General features: G+C 61.7%; 26 protein-coding genes. 23 read left to right on the top strand and 3 right to left on the bottom strand.

Annotated features, from left to right (window positions below; genetic code table 11):
• Positions 1 to 70: 70 nt before the first annotated feature.
• The 17 genes from ET21_RS0100645 (at position 71) to ET21_RS0100560 (ending at position 10,526) form a co-directional block, all read left to right on the top strand.
• Positions 71 to 1,771 (top strand): ATP-binding protein, encoded by a 1,701-nt coding sequence (locus ET21_RS0100645; protein WP_013846888.1) that lies wholly within the window; start codon positions 71 to 73, stop codon positions 1,769 to 1,771.
• Between the two features lie 53 nt (positions 1,772 to 1,824).
• Positions 1,825 to 2,436 carry a DUF1419 domain-containing protein gene (locus ET21_RS0100640; protein ID WP_306812573.1) on the top strand — a complete coding sequence of 204 codons (612 nt, stop codon included), beginning with the start codon at positions 1,825 to 1,827 and terminating at the stop codon, positions 2,434 to 2,436.
• A 43-nt stretch (positions 2,437 to 2,479) separates the two neighbouring features.
• Positions 2,480 to 3,016 carry a hypothetical protein gene (locus tag ET21_RS26325; protein ID WP_013846886.1) on the top strand — a complete coding sequence of 179 codons (537 nt, stop codon included), beginning with the start codon at positions 2,480 to 2,482 and terminating at the stop codon, positions 3,014 to 3,016.
• A 2-nt stretch (positions 3,017 to 3,018) separates the two neighbouring features.
• Positions 3,019 to 3,489: a hypothetical protein gene (locus ET21_RS0100630; protein WP_013846885.1), complete on the top strand. Its 471-nt coding sequence runs from the start codon at positions 3,019 to 3,021 to the stop codon at positions 3,487 to 3,489.
• An 84-nt stretch (positions 3,490 to 3,573) separates the two neighbouring features.
• Positions 3,574 to 4,002 (top strand): hypothetical protein, encoded by a 429-nt coding sequence (locus ET21_RS0100625; protein ID WP_013846884.1) that lies wholly within the window; start codon positions 3,574 to 3,576, stop codon positions 4,000 to 4,002.
• Positions 3,999 to 4,199, top strand: a complete 201-nt coding sequence (locus ET21_RS0100620) for a hypothetical protein (protein ID WP_013846883.1) — start codon at positions 3,999 to 4,001, stop codon at positions 4,197 to 4,199. The genes ET21_RS0100625 and ET21_RS0100620 overlap by 4 nt, the downstream gene beginning before the upstream one ends.
• A 67-nt stretch (positions 4,200 to 4,266) precedes the next feature.
• Entirely contained in the window at positions 4,267 to 4,455 is a 189-nt protein-coding gene (locus ET21_RS0100615) for a hypothetical protein (RefSeq protein WP_013846882.1), read from the top strand.
• 28 nt (positions 4,456 to 4,483) lie between these two features.
• Entirely contained in the window at positions 4,484 to 4,678 is a 195-nt protein-coding gene (locus ET21_RS0100610; RefSeq protein WP_013846881.1) for a hypothetical protein, read from the top strand.
• Complete coding sequence (locus tag ET21_RS0100605; RefSeq protein WP_013846880.1) at positions 4,675 to 5,223, top strand: hypothetical protein; 549 nt, start codon at positions 4,675 to 4,677, stop codon at positions 5,221 to 5,223. Before ET21_RS0100610 ends, ET21_RS0100605 begins: the two co-directional genes overlap by 4 nt.
• Positions 5,224 to 5,345: 122 nt before the next feature.
• Positions 5,346 to 5,870, top strand: coding sequence for a hypothetical protein (locus ET21_RS26320; RefSeq protein ID WP_119034652.1), 525 nt, complete (start codon positions 5,346 to 5,348; stop codon positions 5,868 to 5,870).
• 205 nt (positions 5,871 to 6,075) lie between these two features.
• Entirely contained in the window at positions 6,076 to 6,327 is a 252-nt protein-coding gene (locus ET21_RS0100595; protein WP_013846878.1) for a type II toxin-antitoxin system prevent-host-death family antitoxin, read from the top strand.
• Positions 6,317 to 6,739 (top strand): putative toxin-antitoxin system toxin component, PIN family, encoded by a 423-nt coding sequence (locus ET21_RS0100590; protein ID WP_013846877.1) that lies wholly within the window; start codon positions 6,317 to 6,319, stop codon positions 6,737 to 6,739. Before ET21_RS0100595 ends, ET21_RS0100590 begins: the two co-directional genes overlap by 11 nt.
• Positions 6,740 to 7,090: 351 nt before the next feature.
• Positions 7,091 to 7,360, top strand: a complete 270-nt coding sequence (locus ET21_RS0100580) for a hypothetical protein (RefSeq protein WP_143761318.1) — start codon at positions 7,091 to 7,093, stop codon at positions 7,358 to 7,360.
• A gap of 51 nt (positions 7,361 to 7,411) precedes the next feature.
• A complete protein-coding gene (locus tag ET21_RS0100575) occupies positions 7,412 to 7,813 on the top strand; it encodes a hypothetical protein (protein WP_030538185.1) in 402 nt (133 codons plus the stop codon).
• 194 nt (positions 7,814 to 8,007) lie between these two features.
• A complete protein-coding gene (locus tag ET21_RS0100570; RefSeq protein ID WP_013846875.1) occupies positions 8,008 to 9,093 on the top strand; it encodes a hypothetical protein in 1,086 nt (361 codons plus the stop codon).
• A 136-nt stretch (positions 9,094 to 9,229) separates the two neighbouring features.
• On the top strand, positions 9,230 to 9,430 hold the full coding sequence (locus ET21_RS0100565; RefSeq protein WP_013846874.1) for a hypothetical protein: 201 nt from the start codon (positions 9,230 to 9,232) through the stop codon (positions 9,428 to 9,430).
• Positions 9,431 to 9,521: 91 nt separating this feature from the next.
• Complete coding sequence (locus ET21_RS0100560) at positions 9,522 to 10,526, top strand: hypothetical protein (RefSeq protein WP_013846873.1); 1,005 nt, start codon at positions 9,522 to 9,524, stop codon at positions 10,524 to 10,526.
• A gap of 111 nt (positions 10,527 to 10,637) precedes the next feature.
• On the opposite strand, the gene ET21_RS0100555 is transcribed toward ET21_RS0100560, so the two are convergent.
• Positions 10,638 to 10,814, bottom strand: a complete 177-nt coding sequence (locus tag ET21_RS0100555; RefSeq protein WP_013846872.1) for a hypothetical protein — start codon at positions 10,812 to 10,814, stop codon at positions 10,638 to 10,640.
• 234 nt (positions 10,815 to 11,048) lie between these two features.
• Between ET21_RS0100555 and ET21_RS0100550 the strand changes: the two genes are divergently transcribed.
• The 3 genes from ET21_RS0100550 to ET21_RS0100540 all read left to right on the top strand — a co-directional run bounded on the left by ET21_RS0100550 (position 11,049) and on the right by ET21_RS0100540 (position 12,502).
• Entirely contained in the window at positions 11,049 to 11,651 is a 603-nt protein-coding gene (locus tag ET21_RS0100550) for a hypothetical protein (protein ID WP_013846871.1), read from the top strand.
• An 87-nt stretch (positions 11,652 to 11,738) separates the two neighbouring features.
• Complete coding sequence (locus ET21_RS25425) at positions 11,739 to 12,053, top strand: type II toxin-antitoxin system Phd/YefM family antitoxin (protein ID WP_013846870.1); 315 nt, start codon at positions 11,739 to 11,741, stop codon at positions 12,051 to 12,053.
• Positions 12,050 to 12,502 carry a type II toxin-antitoxin system VapC family toxin gene (locus ET21_RS0100540; protein ID WP_013846869.1) on the top strand — a complete coding sequence of 151 codons (453 nt, stop codon included), beginning with the start codon at positions 12,050 to 12,052 and terminating at the stop codon, positions 12,500 to 12,502. The genes ET21_RS25425 and ET21_RS0100540 overlap by 4 nt, the downstream gene beginning before the upstream one ends.
• Positions 12,503 to 12,527: 25 nt before the next feature.
• Here ET21_RS0100540 and ET21_RS28105 read toward each other — a convergent pair whose 3' ends face one another.
• Together ET21_RS28105 and ET21_RS0100530 are read right to left on the bottom strand one after the other, a co-directional pair.
• Complete coding sequence (locus ET21_RS28105) at positions 12,528 to 12,677, bottom strand: hypothetical protein (RefSeq protein ID WP_013846868.1); 150 nt, start codon at positions 12,675 to 12,677, stop codon at positions 12,528 to 12,530.
• A 293-nt stretch (positions 12,678 to 12,970) separates the two neighbouring features.
• The gene (locus ET21_RS0100530) at positions 12,971 to 13,366 is read right to left on the bottom strand and encodes a hypothetical protein (protein WP_013846867.1); all 396 of its coding nucleotides are present in this window, start codon (positions 13,364 to 13,366) and stop codon (positions 12,971 to 12,973) included.
• 99 nt (positions 13,367 to 13,465) lie between these two features.
• Between ET21_RS0100530 and ET21_RS27470 the strand changes: the two genes are divergently transcribed.
• From ET21_RS27470 to ET21_RS0100515, 3 genes are all read left to right on the top strand, one after another.
• A complete protein-coding gene (locus tag ET21_RS27470) occupies positions 13,466 to 13,702 on the top strand; it encodes a DUF5818 domain-containing protein (protein WP_062116437.1) in 237 nt (78 codons plus the stop codon).
• Positions 13,703 to 14,277: 575 nt separating this feature from the next.
• Positions 14,278 to 14,751: a DUF736 domain-containing protein gene (locus ET21_RS0100520; protein WP_030538182.1), complete on the top strand. Its 474-nt coding sequence runs from the start codon at positions 14,278 to 14,280 to the stop codon at positions 14,749 to 14,751.
• 83 nt (positions 14,752 to 14,834) lie between these two features.
• Entirely contained in the window at positions 14,835 to 15,860 is a 1,026-nt protein-coding gene (locus tag ET21_RS0100515) for an SLOG family protein (RefSeq protein ID WP_013846864.1), read from the top strand.
• The last annotated feature ends 47 nt before the right edge of the window (positions 15,861 to 15,907 follow it).

Here is a 15,907-nt window from a genome sequence, read left to right as displayed (position 1 = left end):
ATTGCGCCATGAAGGGGAGGGGGCGGGATGTGGGAGCGACGATGAGATCGCTGCATTTCCGGAGACTCACATGACTTTCCCCACCACTATCCAAACCACGGTCGGAGATTCCCTGCTGACAAGGATCACAAGGTTTTTTGACGGATCGGTCTCTGCGTGTCTCATCGAGGCCATCCAGAACGCACGCCGGGCTGGCGCCACCCGGATCGATATTTCCCGGATCGAGAGCGATCGGGGGCCTGTGCTGCGTATTCGTGACGACGGGTGCGGCATCGCCGATCCGGTCAAGTTCCTGACGCTGGGCGACTCCGGTTGGGATGAGAAGATCGCCCGATCCGAAGATCCAGCGGGCATGGGCGTATTCAGCCTTGCGGGGCGCCATGTCACGGTCCGTTCCCACGCGGCCGAACTGGACGCGGCCTGGCAGGTGACCATCACCCCCGACGCCTGGGAAAGCGGCATGCCGCTCGATCTTGCGCCGACGGCCATCGACAAGGGCACCGAGATCGAGGTCGACATGGCCGAAGACTGGGTGAACGCACTCGAGCAGGCAGTGAAGGACGCCGCGCGCTTCTGCCCGGTGCCGGTCTGGCTCGACGGCAAGAGGCAACCCCACGAAAGCTTCCTCGCCGGTGCGGCGCGCGTCGAGAAATGGAACGGGTGCAACATCGGCATCTACAGCGACACCATTCATGTTCCACGCGAATTGGCGCGGATCAACTTCCATGGTCTCACGGTGCCTTGCCGGCTGCCGCATATCCATGACGGGGATGGAGATCCTGGCTGGTATGCCAAGGTCGACATCATAGATGCAGGCCACCTGCAACTCGTGCTACCTGCACGCAAGGAAATGGTGCAGGGGCCCGCGCTCGAGGCGTTGCACGAGGCCTGCGAGGCGGCGATCTTCCGCACTATCGCCCACAAGGGTCACCATCGGCTGTCCCATGCCCATTGGCTGCGGGCCAAGGCGCTCGGCGTGTTCCTCCCTGAAGCCGCGCCCTGGCTCTCGGCCTGGACGCCGCGCACCGCGGAAGCGGATAGCACCATGTTCGGCGAGCGGGTGGCGGGTGAACCGATGATCCTGATGCCGACCGACCAGGCCCATATCGAGCAGTGCGCCGCGCGCGCCCTCGCGTCGGGACAATTGCACGGCGCGACCCCGGTCGAGCCCGTCGACGATTTCGCGGGATACGCCTGGTATGATCAACTTCCGCGCGTGCTCGGATGGTCCTTCCGGGTCGACCGGGGCGAGGGCGACGTCTTCGACTATGCGGCTGATACGCAGCTGTCGCAGGTCCTGGTCTCCGGGCGCGTCGACGCGATCGAACTCGAAATCGCCATGCAGGCGTCAGCCGTTTCCGAGGAACCTGCCGAAATCCTCTCGCTGCCTGCGGATGTGCTGATCGTTCCCGATGACTGCTCGACCGAATTGGAGAACGTCGCCATCCTGCTCAGCGCCGACTGTACGATCACACCCAGCGAACTCGCCTGGCTGCTCGAAGCCGCCTGCTTCTACCACGTCGACGATTGTGATGCCGACAGCTATCATACCCAGCAGGCGGCATTCGACATGCAGGCGCGCTTTACCGCGAACATGTTGCTGCTCGGCGAAGATGCCGCGGTCCTCGAACGAGTCCGCGAGGCGATCCGCGAGCATGTCGCCTGGCTGATCCCCAAGGATCGGGCAATCCGGATGCAGGCTGTCAATTATCTGGTCGAGGCCAGCTTCGCGGACAATGACGACGAGGCCGCTCTCAGCGCCGCCGAATAACCCATTCTCTTTCCGGCCTGCCCGGCGCGTCATCACGCGCGCCGCGGCACGCCATGTCCATGAGGAATCGTCCCATGACCCAGGCTCTGCCATTCAGGAAGATTTTCGACGGCGTCGCGACGCGCGAGCAGATGTTCGAACTGTTCAACCGCGTTCCCGATTGCCCGTTCGAGGATCGCATTTCGGGGAAGGCATTTGAGAATACATGGTTCGAGATTGAACTCGAATCCTACGAATCCATGCTCGGGGAACTGCCGCCGCTCTTCATGCGCGCCGGGATGTTCGCCTGGTCTGAACTCAAGGCCGGTTTCGTCGGTTCGGTCTTCTTCGCCATCACGATCGGACGCAAGCGCTGGTTTACCGGTTATTGCAATCTTGGAGATCGCCATAGCCCCGACGCGATGCGGGCGGCAATCATAGCCCATGAGACAGCCGCCGCTCGGGGCATGAACCGCGAGCAGAAGCTCGAACTGATCTGGTCGCGCACGCACGCTGATTTTCGTGGTCTTGCAGGCGAGGCCGATCCCGATGCGTGGCCCCCGGAAGACCGGGGCAAACGCACGATCGTCATTTGTGAACCGGACGGCGGTTCCGCTTTGAAACTGCTCGAACGCCTTACCGATGATGAGATCGACCACCGGCTGCCGTCCGGGCCGGCGATCTAGCCTGCCGGGTGCTGTTCCATCCTTTCCATCCAGGAGCTGAAAGATGGCCAATCACTATCTGCAAACGGCGTTCGCCATTCCGCTGATGCCGCAGGAAGCAATCCTGCTCAAGGAATGCTTCGCCGTATCGACCCAACTGTCCAGCGACTTCGCCGAACTCTCGTCTAACGGGATGCAAGCGGTGAAGACCTATTACGCGTCGCTTAGCGAGGGATTCAGGAACACCTTCCCGAACAAACCGGAGGAGGAAGATCCTTTCGCGGACTTTCTCGATCTCTGGTCGGATCCGGGCTTTCCCGAGTTCGATGCCGATCTCATCATTCAAGGCGACCCGGAGGCCAAGACACAGTTCGCGTTCATCAGCGGCCATGAAGCCGACGTTCCGGCCCTCGCATCGCTGATCCAGAAAGTCTGCAAATCCGCGCTGCCGTTCGGCTTTCAATGGGCGGAGGTGGCCGACAAGGACATCGCTGACGGTTTCGGAGGCGGCTACTATGTCGTCACCGATACCGAGATATTCGGCGGCTCGACCCGGTGGCTCATGAAGGAGACGCTGCAAACCTTGCGGGCAGGAGCATGATCATGGCGGAACGCATCAACGCACGCGTCACCCTCCATGTCGAGGTGTTCGACGCCAAGGAGCTCTGGCAGCACGCATACGGGACCTACGAGGAGCAGAACGGCACAGCCGATCAGGGCGACTTCGAGGAGATGTACGGGACCGAGGACGATCCCGACATCGGGGAATGCATTCGCATGATCTTCGATCCGGGTGAAAGCCCGCCCTGCCTCCAGATCGAGGATAGCTCGGTCGAGGTTACGCTTGTGCTGTTGGAAAACCGATATCCGCTCTTCATCGCAGATCGCGGCGAGCCTGGGATCATAAGCGCCGAGCCTAAAGGCGCGCATCACCCCGAATATGGCGACGCGCTCGATATGATCGAGCCGGATACCGAGAGGGTATTCGCGCGATCGCAGGAGTGCCTCGACCACCATAGCAACCCGGCGCAATGGATCGAGAGCGTCCGGGCCAGGATGATGAAGCGGCTCTGAGGCCGCCAACAATCCGTCCATCCCCGACATAGCACCGGACACCTCGTGCGCCGCGTCCGGTCGCGCCCGCGAAGGAGATTTTCGATGAACGACGATCAATTCGACGCGCTGGTCGATGACGCTACCCATGCGGTCAACGACCTCATTCCCGACACTGTGCTGGACGGTCTTCGCGATAGTGAAAGGTCGGATCTGCTTTTCCAGATCAATGACGCGCTGACGCCGATTCTGCGCGAGGTAATCGACAGGACCGACAGCGGCAGCGACAATCCGACCCGCTCCAGCACGATTGCTGCTCTGATCTCCGAGCTGCTGGAAACCCATGCCCAAAAGTGTGACGAGGGCGGCGATTGTGCCAATGACCGCCCGCGGCATGTGATCTCGGAAGTTTACGGAACCAGCGCCAATATCGACAGCCTCGCGATCTGCGAGATCGAAATGGGCACGCAAATCTACCTCGTTCTGGACGATCATTCCGCCTTCCGCATCGCCGTGGAGGCGGTCTCCCCATGATCGAGATGCACTTGGCGCTTAGCGCGCTCAGGCGAGTAGCGCTCGTTTCTACCCAGAGCGAACTCGATGCTGCCAGGATGGAAGCCGCCGATATCCTCGATCAGGCCGGTTGGGAGAAATCGGCTCGCATCGTGATCGACAGCATCGGTCGCCCGGTTGCCTCCGACGATCAGGAAGGCCCGTCCCGACAAGGCTGATCCCGCATCGGCTATGCCTGCCTACCGGGCAGCAAAGCTGCCTCACCTCAACATCATGGAGGATATCATGGCCCAACTCTCTCCCCTTCGCGAGCGTTTGGCGAGCGCCGAGCACGCATATGCCTGCGCGATTCAGCGCCGCAGCGCCACCGGCCGCAACCAGTATGTCATCCGCACCGGCAGCCCGCTCCAGCCGTTCCGCGTCACGGAGACCCGGCCGGCGAGGGACGAAAATCTCGTTCTGCACGTCGCCTGAGACAAATCCTATCGTCGAGGAGGCGCCAATGAACGCTGCCGATCGATACCCGATCGAGCCGGGTATGTGGATCAGGACCGAGGAAAACGAGAAGCTCTTCTTCCTGCGATATTCATCGACCGGCCATTGGGGCTTCTTTTCCGAGGAGCGTCATCACACCGCGCGGGAATACAAGCTCCCGCTCGCGGGCCTCAAACCCTGGCACAAGGAACGCCGCCCATGAAAACGCACGCGATGGCGAGCGGCCTTCGGGTCACTCTCAGCAAGACCGAACTGCAGGCATTGCTTGCGCTCGCGCGATACGGCGCTGAACAGATTGCGGCCGCGCACCACTCTTATATCGTGCCCAAGCGACAGGAAGCCGTGGCGGCCGGCGTCATCCAGGGCCTCGAACAGGGTCTGTCGTCGGTCCGCTGGAAACAGGCGGAGGCCAAGGCAAGACGCGACGCACCGAAACGCGAGGCCGAGCGGCGTGCAACGCGCGAGCATCATGCCCAGATCGACGGCTATACCGTTTGGGGGATGTTGAGTGACTGGACCGATCTCTCCGATGACCCCGACCGGCGCCAGTGGGCGGACCTGTTAAATCCTCTGACCGAAGCGCGTGAGCAGGCAGAAATTCGCCGGAATGTCTGGCGGATATACATCAGCAAGGGCAGCGCGGCGGCGGACGATCTCATCGTCTATCCGGGCGATTGCACGCAAACCGCCGATCGTCAGGAAATCGAGGTGCTCGCCCGACGGATCATCGCGCAACATCGAGAATGACGGGATCGCGCCGGCAAGATATGCGCGCGCCCTCGGAGGGGACCACAGGATCGGCCATTGCGAAAGGGCCCGCAAGGAGGGGAGTAGGAGGGGCTGGCGGTGAACTTCCCTGGGAGCTTGCCATGACCGCCAGCGATTCTGCCACATACCATCGCGTATCCACGCCGCCCATATTCATCTCCGGATCGCTCTCCATCCGACAGCTTCCGGCCAGCGTAATGAAGCGGCTCGGCGCCGTCATCGACAAGGAGTTACCCGTCGTGATCGGCGACGCCCCTGGCGCGGATGCGGCCGTCCAACGATTTCTTGCCGATTGCGGTGTGCGTCACGTCACGATCTTCTGCGGAGGTTCCGTCCCCCGGCACAATATCGGCATATGGCCGGTCCGGCAGATCCGAGCAGATGCTCCTGCGGGCACGCGCGCCTTCCATAGCGCAAAAGATCGGGAAATGTGCCGCCTCGCCGGTGTCGGATTCGTCATATGGGACGGAGCGAGTCAGGGCAGTCGCGCCAACATCCGGCGACTATGCGAGCGCGGGCGGTATGTCGTCGTCTATCTTCGCCCTGAAGACCGTTTCGTCACCCTCGCCAGCGATGCGGAACGGATGGCGTTTTTGGCGTCATCTATCCATAGCGATGGAGTGTGATCATGCCCTCTTCTGACATCGACATATTGCCGTCGCGGGTAGGGACAGCGCCTATCAGCTGGCTCCCGATTTTTCGGACTGCTGGTAGCGCCGTCATGCACGGCGCGCGCGCAAGCGCCGGCGCACAGACCGCTTGAAAGACAGGCTTCTCCTTCTTAGATAGTGAATCGAACGATTCGATCAATTCGGTCGAATGGAGGCAGCTATGCAGACCATCACCGCCAACGAAGCCAAGACCCGCTTCGGCGAACTTATCGACCGCGTACAGCGCGAGCCGGTGCGCGTAACCCGCCGCAATCGGGTTGTGGGTGTGATGGTTTCCCCGGAAGACTATGCAGCCATGCGGGCGTTCTACGCGGACAGGCTCGCCAGCACGCTACGCGAAACCGCCAACGAGGCCGCGAAGAAGGGCCTTACCGATAGCGAACTGGAGCGTCTGCTGTCCGATGAAGGGTGACAGGTTCGTTATCGATACGAATGTCCTCATCAGCGCCGCGCTTTCAGCAGATTCGACCCCCGCAAGGGTGACGCTCTGGGTGATCGCCCATGCCCGGCTGATCTTCGCCGAGGCCACTTTCGAGGAATTTCGTTCCCGTCTTTGGCGTCCGAAATTCGACAGATATCTGACCATCGAGCGTCGAAATCAGATTCTACACGATTTCAGTGCAATCGCCGACTGGGTGGAACTGAATGACGATGCTCTTCCGGTCAGCAGCCGAGATCCGGATGATGATATGTTCATCCGCGCCGCCATTGCCGGATCGGCCCGTTGGCTTGTGAGTGGCGACAGGGATTTGCTGGACATTCAGGGATTGCCAGCGATTACGATCCTGACGCCGGCGGACATGCTGAAGCGGATTTCCGCATAGGTCTGACCCGGGCGGCGCCACGCTAGCGCAGCTGCGAATGACTCTGGCACTCCTCGACGCAAAGTCTTCGCGAATGGGAGGTGCGGCCCGGCTCGATGACGAAGTTCATCTGCGACCGGCGCCTGCTCGATCCCGACGAGTTCGATCATATCGTTGCCTAAGCGTCCACCGATCTCATCGGCTTCCTCGACGTCGTGGCGAGGCTGCCGCCCGATCAACTCCCGACCATCGGAAGCTGGCTCGAGCGGTTCAACGCCGGCGTTTCCTGATCGCTGACGGTCCATCGTTGGACGCAATCCCGCCATTTCTTGCGAGGTTCTTATGCTCACCATCCAGTTCCGGGCGAAAATCGTGACGATCTATTACACGGACGACACCATCGCGTATCGCCGGATCAAGATCCCCAGCATCGCGCGCCACCTCTGCGATATGAACGCCTTTCGCCGCTCACGAAAATTCGGAGCCTATGCGAACAGCGACCTGTTCCTCGCCATGGTGACGCGCGCCCTGAAAGAGAATGGCATCGCGAACTTCCTCCGCATGGGTGCGCTGCCCGAAGGCGTGGCCGTCGACGAAAGCGGTTTCCTCGCAGGCGTCACGATCACGCTTCCCGACCGATAGGGACGAGCAGCAATGCGCTGGGACATCCCCGCGAACTGAAGGAGCTTCGACATGCAAGCCACCGTCCGGCTGACGGCCAATGATATCCGCCAGCTTCGTTCGACCGCCGAACAGATTGCACGGCGGCATAGTTCCGCCCGTCGCTTCGCAATCGAGATTGCCGAACGCGTCAACCTCGCCACCGGCGCCGCTGGCCTCAACATTCGTGCGATCACCGACGATCCCGACTGGGAAGATACCGATCTGCACACGACACATCCCTGGTCGCGCATCCGTGAGCGTCATACGCTCGCCAACGGCACGGCACTGTTCGACCTCTATGTCTATGAGCGGCCCGGCATCGGCGAGACCGGCGATCTTGCCTGCTGCGTCGAGGCCGAACTGGATGGACAGGGCCTCGCAGCCTTTCACGCCGATAGCGCCAAGAATGTCTGGCGCCGGTCGGACCTGTAGATTGTCCTTCCACCCGTTCGATACGATGAGCGAGATCACGCACAGCAACCACACTTTGGGAAACCCGCCATGCGCCTGTCGGACGAGCTTGCCGCCAGACGCATTTTCTAGCGGGTCTGGACCGCAGAAGAGGAGGAAGGAGGTGATGGGCGAGGGGCCATCATGGATCCTCCGATCTCCATAAGGAACAACCCATGCCCATCCATCAGCCATCCGGTCCCGCGACCGAACCCGCCGTCGACACTTCCTCCCAGCCGTCCGCCGATCTTGTCGCGCTGTCCAGCAACGAGCTGATGGTTGCGCGCAGGCTTGCCTATGACCCTGAAAACGACGCCCTTGGTGAAGGGGATCTCTGGGTCGAATATATGGAAAGCGAGGACGACTGCATGGCCGCGCGCCAGATCGTTCCGTTCGACACATTCACGCTTTCCGTCTGGCATACCCTTGCCGCCGACATGTTCGAGGAACGCTCCGATGAACGCGACGCATCGCAGATCGACCAGCTGATCGAAAGGCGTGGCCTTTTTCCTCATGACCCCGCCAATGGTCCGCGGCGTATCGCGCTTCCCGCAATCGAACTCCAGATCGCGCTTGAAAAGGATATCAAAGCAGGTTCGTGTCGGATCGCCAATGCCCGGATAAGGGTCGATGCCCTCGATCAATTGTCCGGCATGGAACCCGACTTCTATACCAATCCGGAAGCCATATCGACCGCGGGCTGGGACGCGCTGTCGGTAACGATCTTCGAACAGACCTGCACGGCACCGACGGGCGGGCGCTTCGGGAACATCTTCGATCAACCCGACCTGACAACCGGAACGCCGCTCGCACACGCCCGCGCCCAACTCTTCGAACTCCAGACGGCACTCGCTACCGCCAAACGAAGCCGGCGGCAGGATCCTGTCTTCAAAATCTATGTGCGGAGCATGATGGACGAGCTGCTCGCGATGCCTCCGCTGCTGGAGGCGATCCATAATGACCACAGCGGCGCATTCCGCATCGTGGCCGCCTTTCTCGACGATCATCATCCCGAATGGTCCGAGGGGCTCTCGAAGAACCAGGCATTCAGTCCCTTGCTGCCCCTGCCTGTCGACTGGAATGGCCACGTCGATATCGTCGGCCTGGTGCAGGACTCGCGCGCCCGCATGTCCGCCGAAACGGTGGGTGTCGCGCCGCAGTTCTTCGGACTCTATGCCGGACGCCGCGATGGCAGTTCCGTCTGGCTTGGAGCGGCGGCCTGCGAAGCCGATGCCCATGCGCTGGTGACCGGGTTGGGCTAACCCGGCCCCATATCGGCCCGCTCATTGGCGCGACAGACTGGTGCAACAACAGGGCGGCAACATGGCGCCCTTCGCGCTCTCCACAGGGGGAAAGGGGGTGGTTGGTGGATGAGTTTCATCTGGGAGTTCACCAACCATGTCCAGCAGCCAGCAAACCACGAACATCCCCGAAATCGTCGTAATCGACAGCATTACCTGCCCCAACTGCGGCGCAGCCGAGTGCTACGATGATCCCACGAGCCCCACAGGCAAGCGGTTCAACATCAACGCCTATAAGGTCGGCGACAAGCACGGTTACTGGTGGAGTCGTTGCAACCTTTGCAATAGCTGGTTCTAGAAGGGCAGGAGGATTTCCGGCTCCCGCAAGCGTAACCGTCTTTCGTCTCACCGACCCTTCGCTTGAGAAGCGTGACGTCGCGGAGGCCAGCATGAACATAGAGATCATCGTCGGCCTCCCGCATCTCAATCGTGGCCCGCTTCTCCAGCGCGCGATCGAGATGCGCTATCCGGTCCTCATTTCAGCGAACGCGCTGTCGCGATGGGATCGCCGCGAGGGCTATGCGCGCTGGGCGGGCTGGAACCTGCGTTCGCTGGCCAATGCCTCGCGCCTGGTGTCGATCGACCTCGACTCCGCCGGCTTTGTCGTCGCTCATCGCTACCGCGGGCTGCCCTGGACGGCCGATGACTATATCGAACTGGCCGCAAGCTACCCATTTCGGCGCTTCGCGAGCCTCGACCTGTGCACCGAAGAGGAAATTGCCCGCGACCGCGACGAAGTCCTCGACCGTATCTCGCGCACCATCGCGCTCAATCATGCCTGTCATGCAAGAGCCGCCGATCGCGGAATCGATGCCCGGTTCATGCCCGTCATCCAGGGACGGCATCCCGACGACTATCTGCGATGCCTCGACGGCATTGCCGGTATCCTTCGGCCAGGCATGGTTGTCGGTATCGGCTCCATGTGCCGCCGCACGGTGTCCGGTCCTGATGGGCTTCTCGCGGTGCTAAGCCGGCTCGACCGGGACGCAGACCCTGCGCTCCGCTTCCACCTTTTCGGTGTGAAGGGAACAGCCCTCCATTATTTGCGGCCGCTTGCGCATCGCATCGCCAGCCTCGATTCCTGCGCCTATTCTCTGGCCGCGCGGATCGAGGCGTGGCGCGAAGGCTTTTCGAAGACCGACGAGTTCGTTGCCGGTCATATGGAGCGATGGCAACGCCGGCAGCAGGCCCGGCTCGACGGGGGCGACGCCGCATTCCAGCATCATCTGCCGCTCACGAAACCTGCGCTTTCGGCCGGAAACGCATGGGACAGAGCACTCGATCTCGCCCGGGCGGAAATCCGCACTTTGATCGAACAAGGGGAGATCGCGCACGAGCAAATCACCGAAGGGTGGGTCGCGCAGTGGGCGGCTGAAACCTATAGCGCCACGTAGTAACGCAGGTCCTGGTGAATTTAGCCTCGGTCGCTGACCTATGCGGTGTGCGAAGAACTCACCGGCCTATAAGGTCGAGGACGCCACGCAGGGTCTTGCCCATCGATCGAATCATCTCCTCGCCCGCCTCACCTCGTCATCCCGACAGAAGTTCCAATACTCGTCCATATCTGCGAGCGTTAGCTTCTTCGGCTGCATCTTGGCCCAGGCATCCGCCATAAAGAGCATGAAGCTCATTGCGCCGTCATCAGAAACGGCATGCGGCTGATACACGATAGGCAGGTTCATCACGAGCATCCCTGTCGGAGCACTTTGTTTCTTTTTCAAAGCGGCGATAGGCGACCGCCCGTTTTTCACAGGTCCGAGACGCTCCGATTACGCCTGTCGCTGCGAATTCACAAGATTGACCGCCAGATTGGCGTGAACGACGCGCGGTTGCAACCACCGATCACCGTCGCCGCACGGCCTGGCTGTGCCGATGGGGGCAATTGCGGCCTTCAAGCCCGCAAAAAGGAGGTATCCGTGACCCAGTGTCCCGAATCCAATTCGGCCGAGCGTCATTGCTATGGCGTGATTCTCCATCATCGCGCCGAATGGTGGCTTGTCGAATTTCCCGAGCGCGATCCGGACCCTATCAAGGCATGGGCCCTGACCGGCCAGCTTACGCCGGCGATGGCGGATTGGTTTCGTGCCGATACGGGCAATAACGCCGCCAAGGCAGAGGTCCCCGCGTTGAACCCGGACAGTCGCTGCTGGTCTGGTGAATTCTCGATCCGCCCGTCGCCGGATGCCGTCGATCGCTTCGACATCGATGCTCATCCCTGGGGCTCCGAAGCGGGCGAACTGGAGACGCGGCTTGCCCGCGCCATGATCGAAAGCACGCTGTTCCCGATCCCGCCCGGCTTCCTTTCGGTCTTCACAGGCCTTCCGGACGACGATCGGCCCGTTCTTGCCATCCGTCTCAGCGGCTATATCTGCTCTACGTTCGAAGTGCTCACCGCCCGCTATATGCCGGTCTATCGGCCTCGATCGCCCTGGCGGGACATATCGGGCGAGGCCGTCGGCGACAGCGGCAGTGACATTCTCGGATGGGCACCCGCCCGCGATTGGATCAGGCCAGCATGACGCACGGGACCCGCCGATGCCGGATCGAGCTTGCGCCGATACAGCTGGGCCATTATATCTGACTAGCTGGTCAGATGGAGAATTCTCATGACTACACCCAAACGGGCCGGTGACGGCCCCGCACGCAAAGGTGGTTCCAGGCTTCCACCAGCGGCGCGCGGATGGAAGCTCGAAGACGCCAAGGCGCGGTTCAGCGAGGTCGTTCGCCTGGCCCGCAGCGAAGGGCCGCAACGCGTCACGGTCCGCGGCAAGGATGCCGTCGTTATCATCAGCGCCGACGAACTCGAAAGGTTGCTGCCGCCCGAGCGTAAGAAGCCGCTCGTCGCCTTTCTCGAAGGACTGCACCTCGACGGCGTCGATCTGACGCGCGAACGCGATAGCGGACGGGATATCGTCTTGTGATCGGCTGGCTTCTCGACACCAATGTGATTGCCGCGCTCATCAATCCGGGCGGCGCGCCGAGCGTGAAGACATGGGCGTCGGAGCAGCCCGAAGAAGCGCTGTTCCTCAGCATCCTGACGCTCGGTGAATATGACAAGGGCATCCACGCCATACCTGCCGACCATTCTGAGCGGTCACGCTATATCGGGGCTCGCGATGCACTCGAAGCGCGTTTCAAAGGTCGCATTCTGTCCCTTGATGACGCGATCATCCGGCGATGGGGAGCAATCTCCGGCGACGTCAAGCTAGGCACGGGCCATACACCGAGCGTTGTCGACACGATGCTGGCGGCCACCGCGATCGAGCACCGGCTTTATCTCGTGACCCGCAACGTCAAGGATGTGCGTCACAGCGGTGCGGCCATATTCAATCCGTGGGAGGATGATCCCACGACACTGGCGCTATCCTGACCAGTTGGGGGAAGGATATCCTTCCTCAGGTTCTTTCGAGCAATCGCTCCCGTGCGAGGTCAAGTGCGTGCGAAAGCCTTATCGCCACCACCTGGTCCTTGGGGTCGACGAGGCACTCAAGTGCCGCCTCCATGTGCTTGATGGCGTTTTCCAGCCTTGGCTCTTCGTCTGTCATGTGTGCTTCTCCGTCCCGTCGCGCTCAGTCGGCGGGCACCCTCCCCGGAGGAGGATGCCGGCCCCTGAGCCGGACGGTCGAAAGACGCGAACAATAGAACGCGTGCCTGATCTTTAGCCGGAGCCTGGACATAATACAGGCAATCCGGCCGCAAGGCATGCGCCGACTCTATTGTTCGGAGTTTCGACTCTCCGGCCCGCCACCGGCGGACACGCTCCTCTAAACCAACCGGGCAGCAACTGCCAGTCGGTTCCGAGCGAAATTACCGGATGCCGCAGGTGGGTGCGGGGTCTTCAGCGTGTCGATAGACGCGCCGCCTCGACCGGCCGATACATGTCCGCGCGATCACGCATTACACCCGTAAGCCAGGCGAGATGGCTCGCAGCGTCCGCCAACGGCAACGTGGCTACCGCGTCGAACAGGTTACGCTGATAGGGTGGACCGCTGTCGAGGATATCCACCAGCTTCTCCCGCGCGGGGCTATGGGGATCGGTGATCTCGGCATTGGCTTCGCGGGCCGCCTCCAGAAAGGCCTCAGCCAGTTCCTGGGTCGCATAGTAGCCGCTGTCGAGATCTTCCCCGAGCGCGAGGGCGGCGATCTGGCTGCGCACATCCGCGATGTCGGGGTCGTTGACCGCATCGATCAGCGACAGGTTGAAATCGAAGGTGGCGAGATAGTCCGCGATCATGGGGAAAGTCCTTTCATCCATCACTGGAACATAGGGCAAACATAGTCACAATGGAAATGATCCTCGCAACGGGAACGCGGTCATGAATCCGTCTTCCGCATGGGCCGCCCCGATCGGCCGGCATCCCGCGCCGTGATCGGGACGGTCGCACCCCTGCGTCTCCGGGGACGCCTGCGTCGAACCGAGCGCGGTTTCCTCCTCGATATGGAGGATGGCCACGTCTGGCGCCTCAATGGCGCGCAGGATTTCCCGCCGCTGGTGGACGCAGTCGTCGTCGTCGAGGGACGCAAGGCGAGCCCCAGCCTCCTCGACGTTCTCTGGCTCGGGCCGGCGTAGCATCCCCAGAGGCACGCTCTGTTTCCTTCCTCAAACGTCGCGCTTGCGGCACCGTCGCCGCGGACCTCGGCGAGGACGCCTCGGCCCGCAATCAGCGTCGCACGATGTCTGTCATCACATTCTGCGCCGCCTCGCAGGGTCTCGGCGTGCCAGGGCTGGTCGGGGCAAGCAAGGGCTGCCTCCGGCCAAGAAAACCTAGGAGTAGAAGGGGCCTGCCGACGTTGTCGCTTGGGGTAAGCGGTCGGCAGGCCCCTTCTACTCCAAGCTTTTCTAAAGGCCGCAGCGCGACGTCCCTTGCTTGCCCCGACCAGCCCTGACCCTTGAGCCCCGGCGACGGCGGCTCCGAATGCGATGACAGACGGCCACCGTCGCGTCCTCCGCTGATCAGGAAGGAATGGCTTCGCCATATTTTTCTTTGTTCGAGACGCTACCGCGTCCGTATTATTGGCTCTGGCTCACCAAATGCGATGAAATACTGTCAAGAAAACAATAGAATATACTCGAAAAAGGGGAGGGGGTATAAGTATAGGTGCAGATGGGGATTGGCCCCGGAAGCATCGTTTGGAGTAAAGGCTATGAATATCGGTGAGTTTAACCTTAACAAGGGCCGCATCATCGGATGGATTGCCACCCGCGCAATCGACCTGCCCAAGCTGGCCTTGCGCCCGGTGGAAAGCGAAAACGAACTGGCCCCGGCTTATGAGATCATCGCGCCCAATGTCGGGGGCCGTGTCGTTCAGGTCGGCGCGCTTTGGGAAGCCGTCGCCAAGAAAACCGGCGAGGTTTTCCTGCAAGGCCATGTTGATGACCCGTCGATGCCCGAAGCCCTGCCCATCGCGCTTTTCGGCTCGGTGGAGGAAGGCTATCGGGTGGCATGGCGCAGGCAGGAGCGCGACGATTTCGGCCCCGCCATTCGCACCCCCCGCGACAATGCGCCTTCCGGCAACCGTGGCGATGACTACGGTTTCGGTGACAGCACCGCCGATGGAAGCGGCGGACTGTCCAGCCAAGGGGCCGCATCCGATTTTGACGACGAGGTGAGAGTCTAGGAACCGGACCAAGACGGGCCGGGGGAGCGCAGCAACGCTTCCCCGGACCCTAACCGATCATCCTGCCATCAGGAGTCAGACCCATGACGAAGAAGTCAGCTAAGAAGGCCGTTAGCACATTTGCCGACCTGCCGGAACTTATCGCGGAGGAAACCGCAACCCCCGCTTTTGAAGCATCCTTTGGCGATCCGTTGCCGCTGTCCATCATCGAACACGGCGACGAACCGGGCGAACATGAGATGCCCGAACCGTTCACCGCGCAGAAGGTTTGCGGCGAACTTATCACGTCGCTTTATTGCCTCTTGACGGACACGCGGCTTGACCCGCTCGCCCCGGATATTGCTTGGGGTATCGTCAACAGCTTCCATTTTGTCGCTGGAACGGTGGAGCGCCGGGAGGATCGCCTAGCCGACAAAATCCGCGATATGACGCGGTGCATGGAACCGGGCGAGGTATTCAACAAAGACCTTGAGGATACCCAGCTTCAATGCCGCTCGCTTGCGGAACAGCGCGCCGCCATCGAAACGATGCGCGACTATGCCGCCGCCATGTATCGCGCTTGCTGGCGTCGCGCATGGGCACCGACCAAGGGCAGCAAGGCGTCATCCGTCACCACCGCAAGCTATATCAATGCGCTGGATTTCTTGCAGGAACGCGCCCTTGCCAAGCGCGAGAAGCACCAGCCGCAAGGCCCCGTCGTCATCTTTTCCGGCCCCGCCATCTGGGACGAATGGGAACCGCTTTGGGCGAAGCTGACAGAGATCAAGGCCCGCGTTCCGCATATGACGCTTGTTACCACCGGGCAGCGGAAAGGGGCGGACGCCATCGCGGCGGCATGGGCAGCGCGGGAAGGCGTCCCCGTTGTCGCTTATGGCCTCTATGGAGGCGGGCGCAAGGCTCCCTATCAGCGAAACCGCAAGATGGGCGAGCTTGAGCCGGTGGAAGCCGTCCTTTGCGAAGGGTCCGGCATCCAAGCCAATCTCTATCAGACCATGCGGAAACAAGGCGTTCCCATCCATGCTTTCCGCAAGCCCAAGGATGCCCCCGCATCCCGCAAGCCGCAGAACGGCGAGGGGGACACGTTCAGGCAAGCACGGCGCAGCGCCTGAAACCAAACGGCGCGGCGCTTCCCCCAGCGCCGCGCTACCCATCACAC

The organism is Sphingobium sp. DC-2 (genome assembly GCF_000722555.1).
In the GTDB taxonomy this organism is placed as follows: Bacteria; Pseudomonadota; Alphaproteobacteria; order Sphingomonadales; family Sphingomonadaceae; genus Sphingobium; species Sphingobium quisquiliarum.
This window is presented reverse-complemented; position numbering and strand designations above follow the sequence as displayed.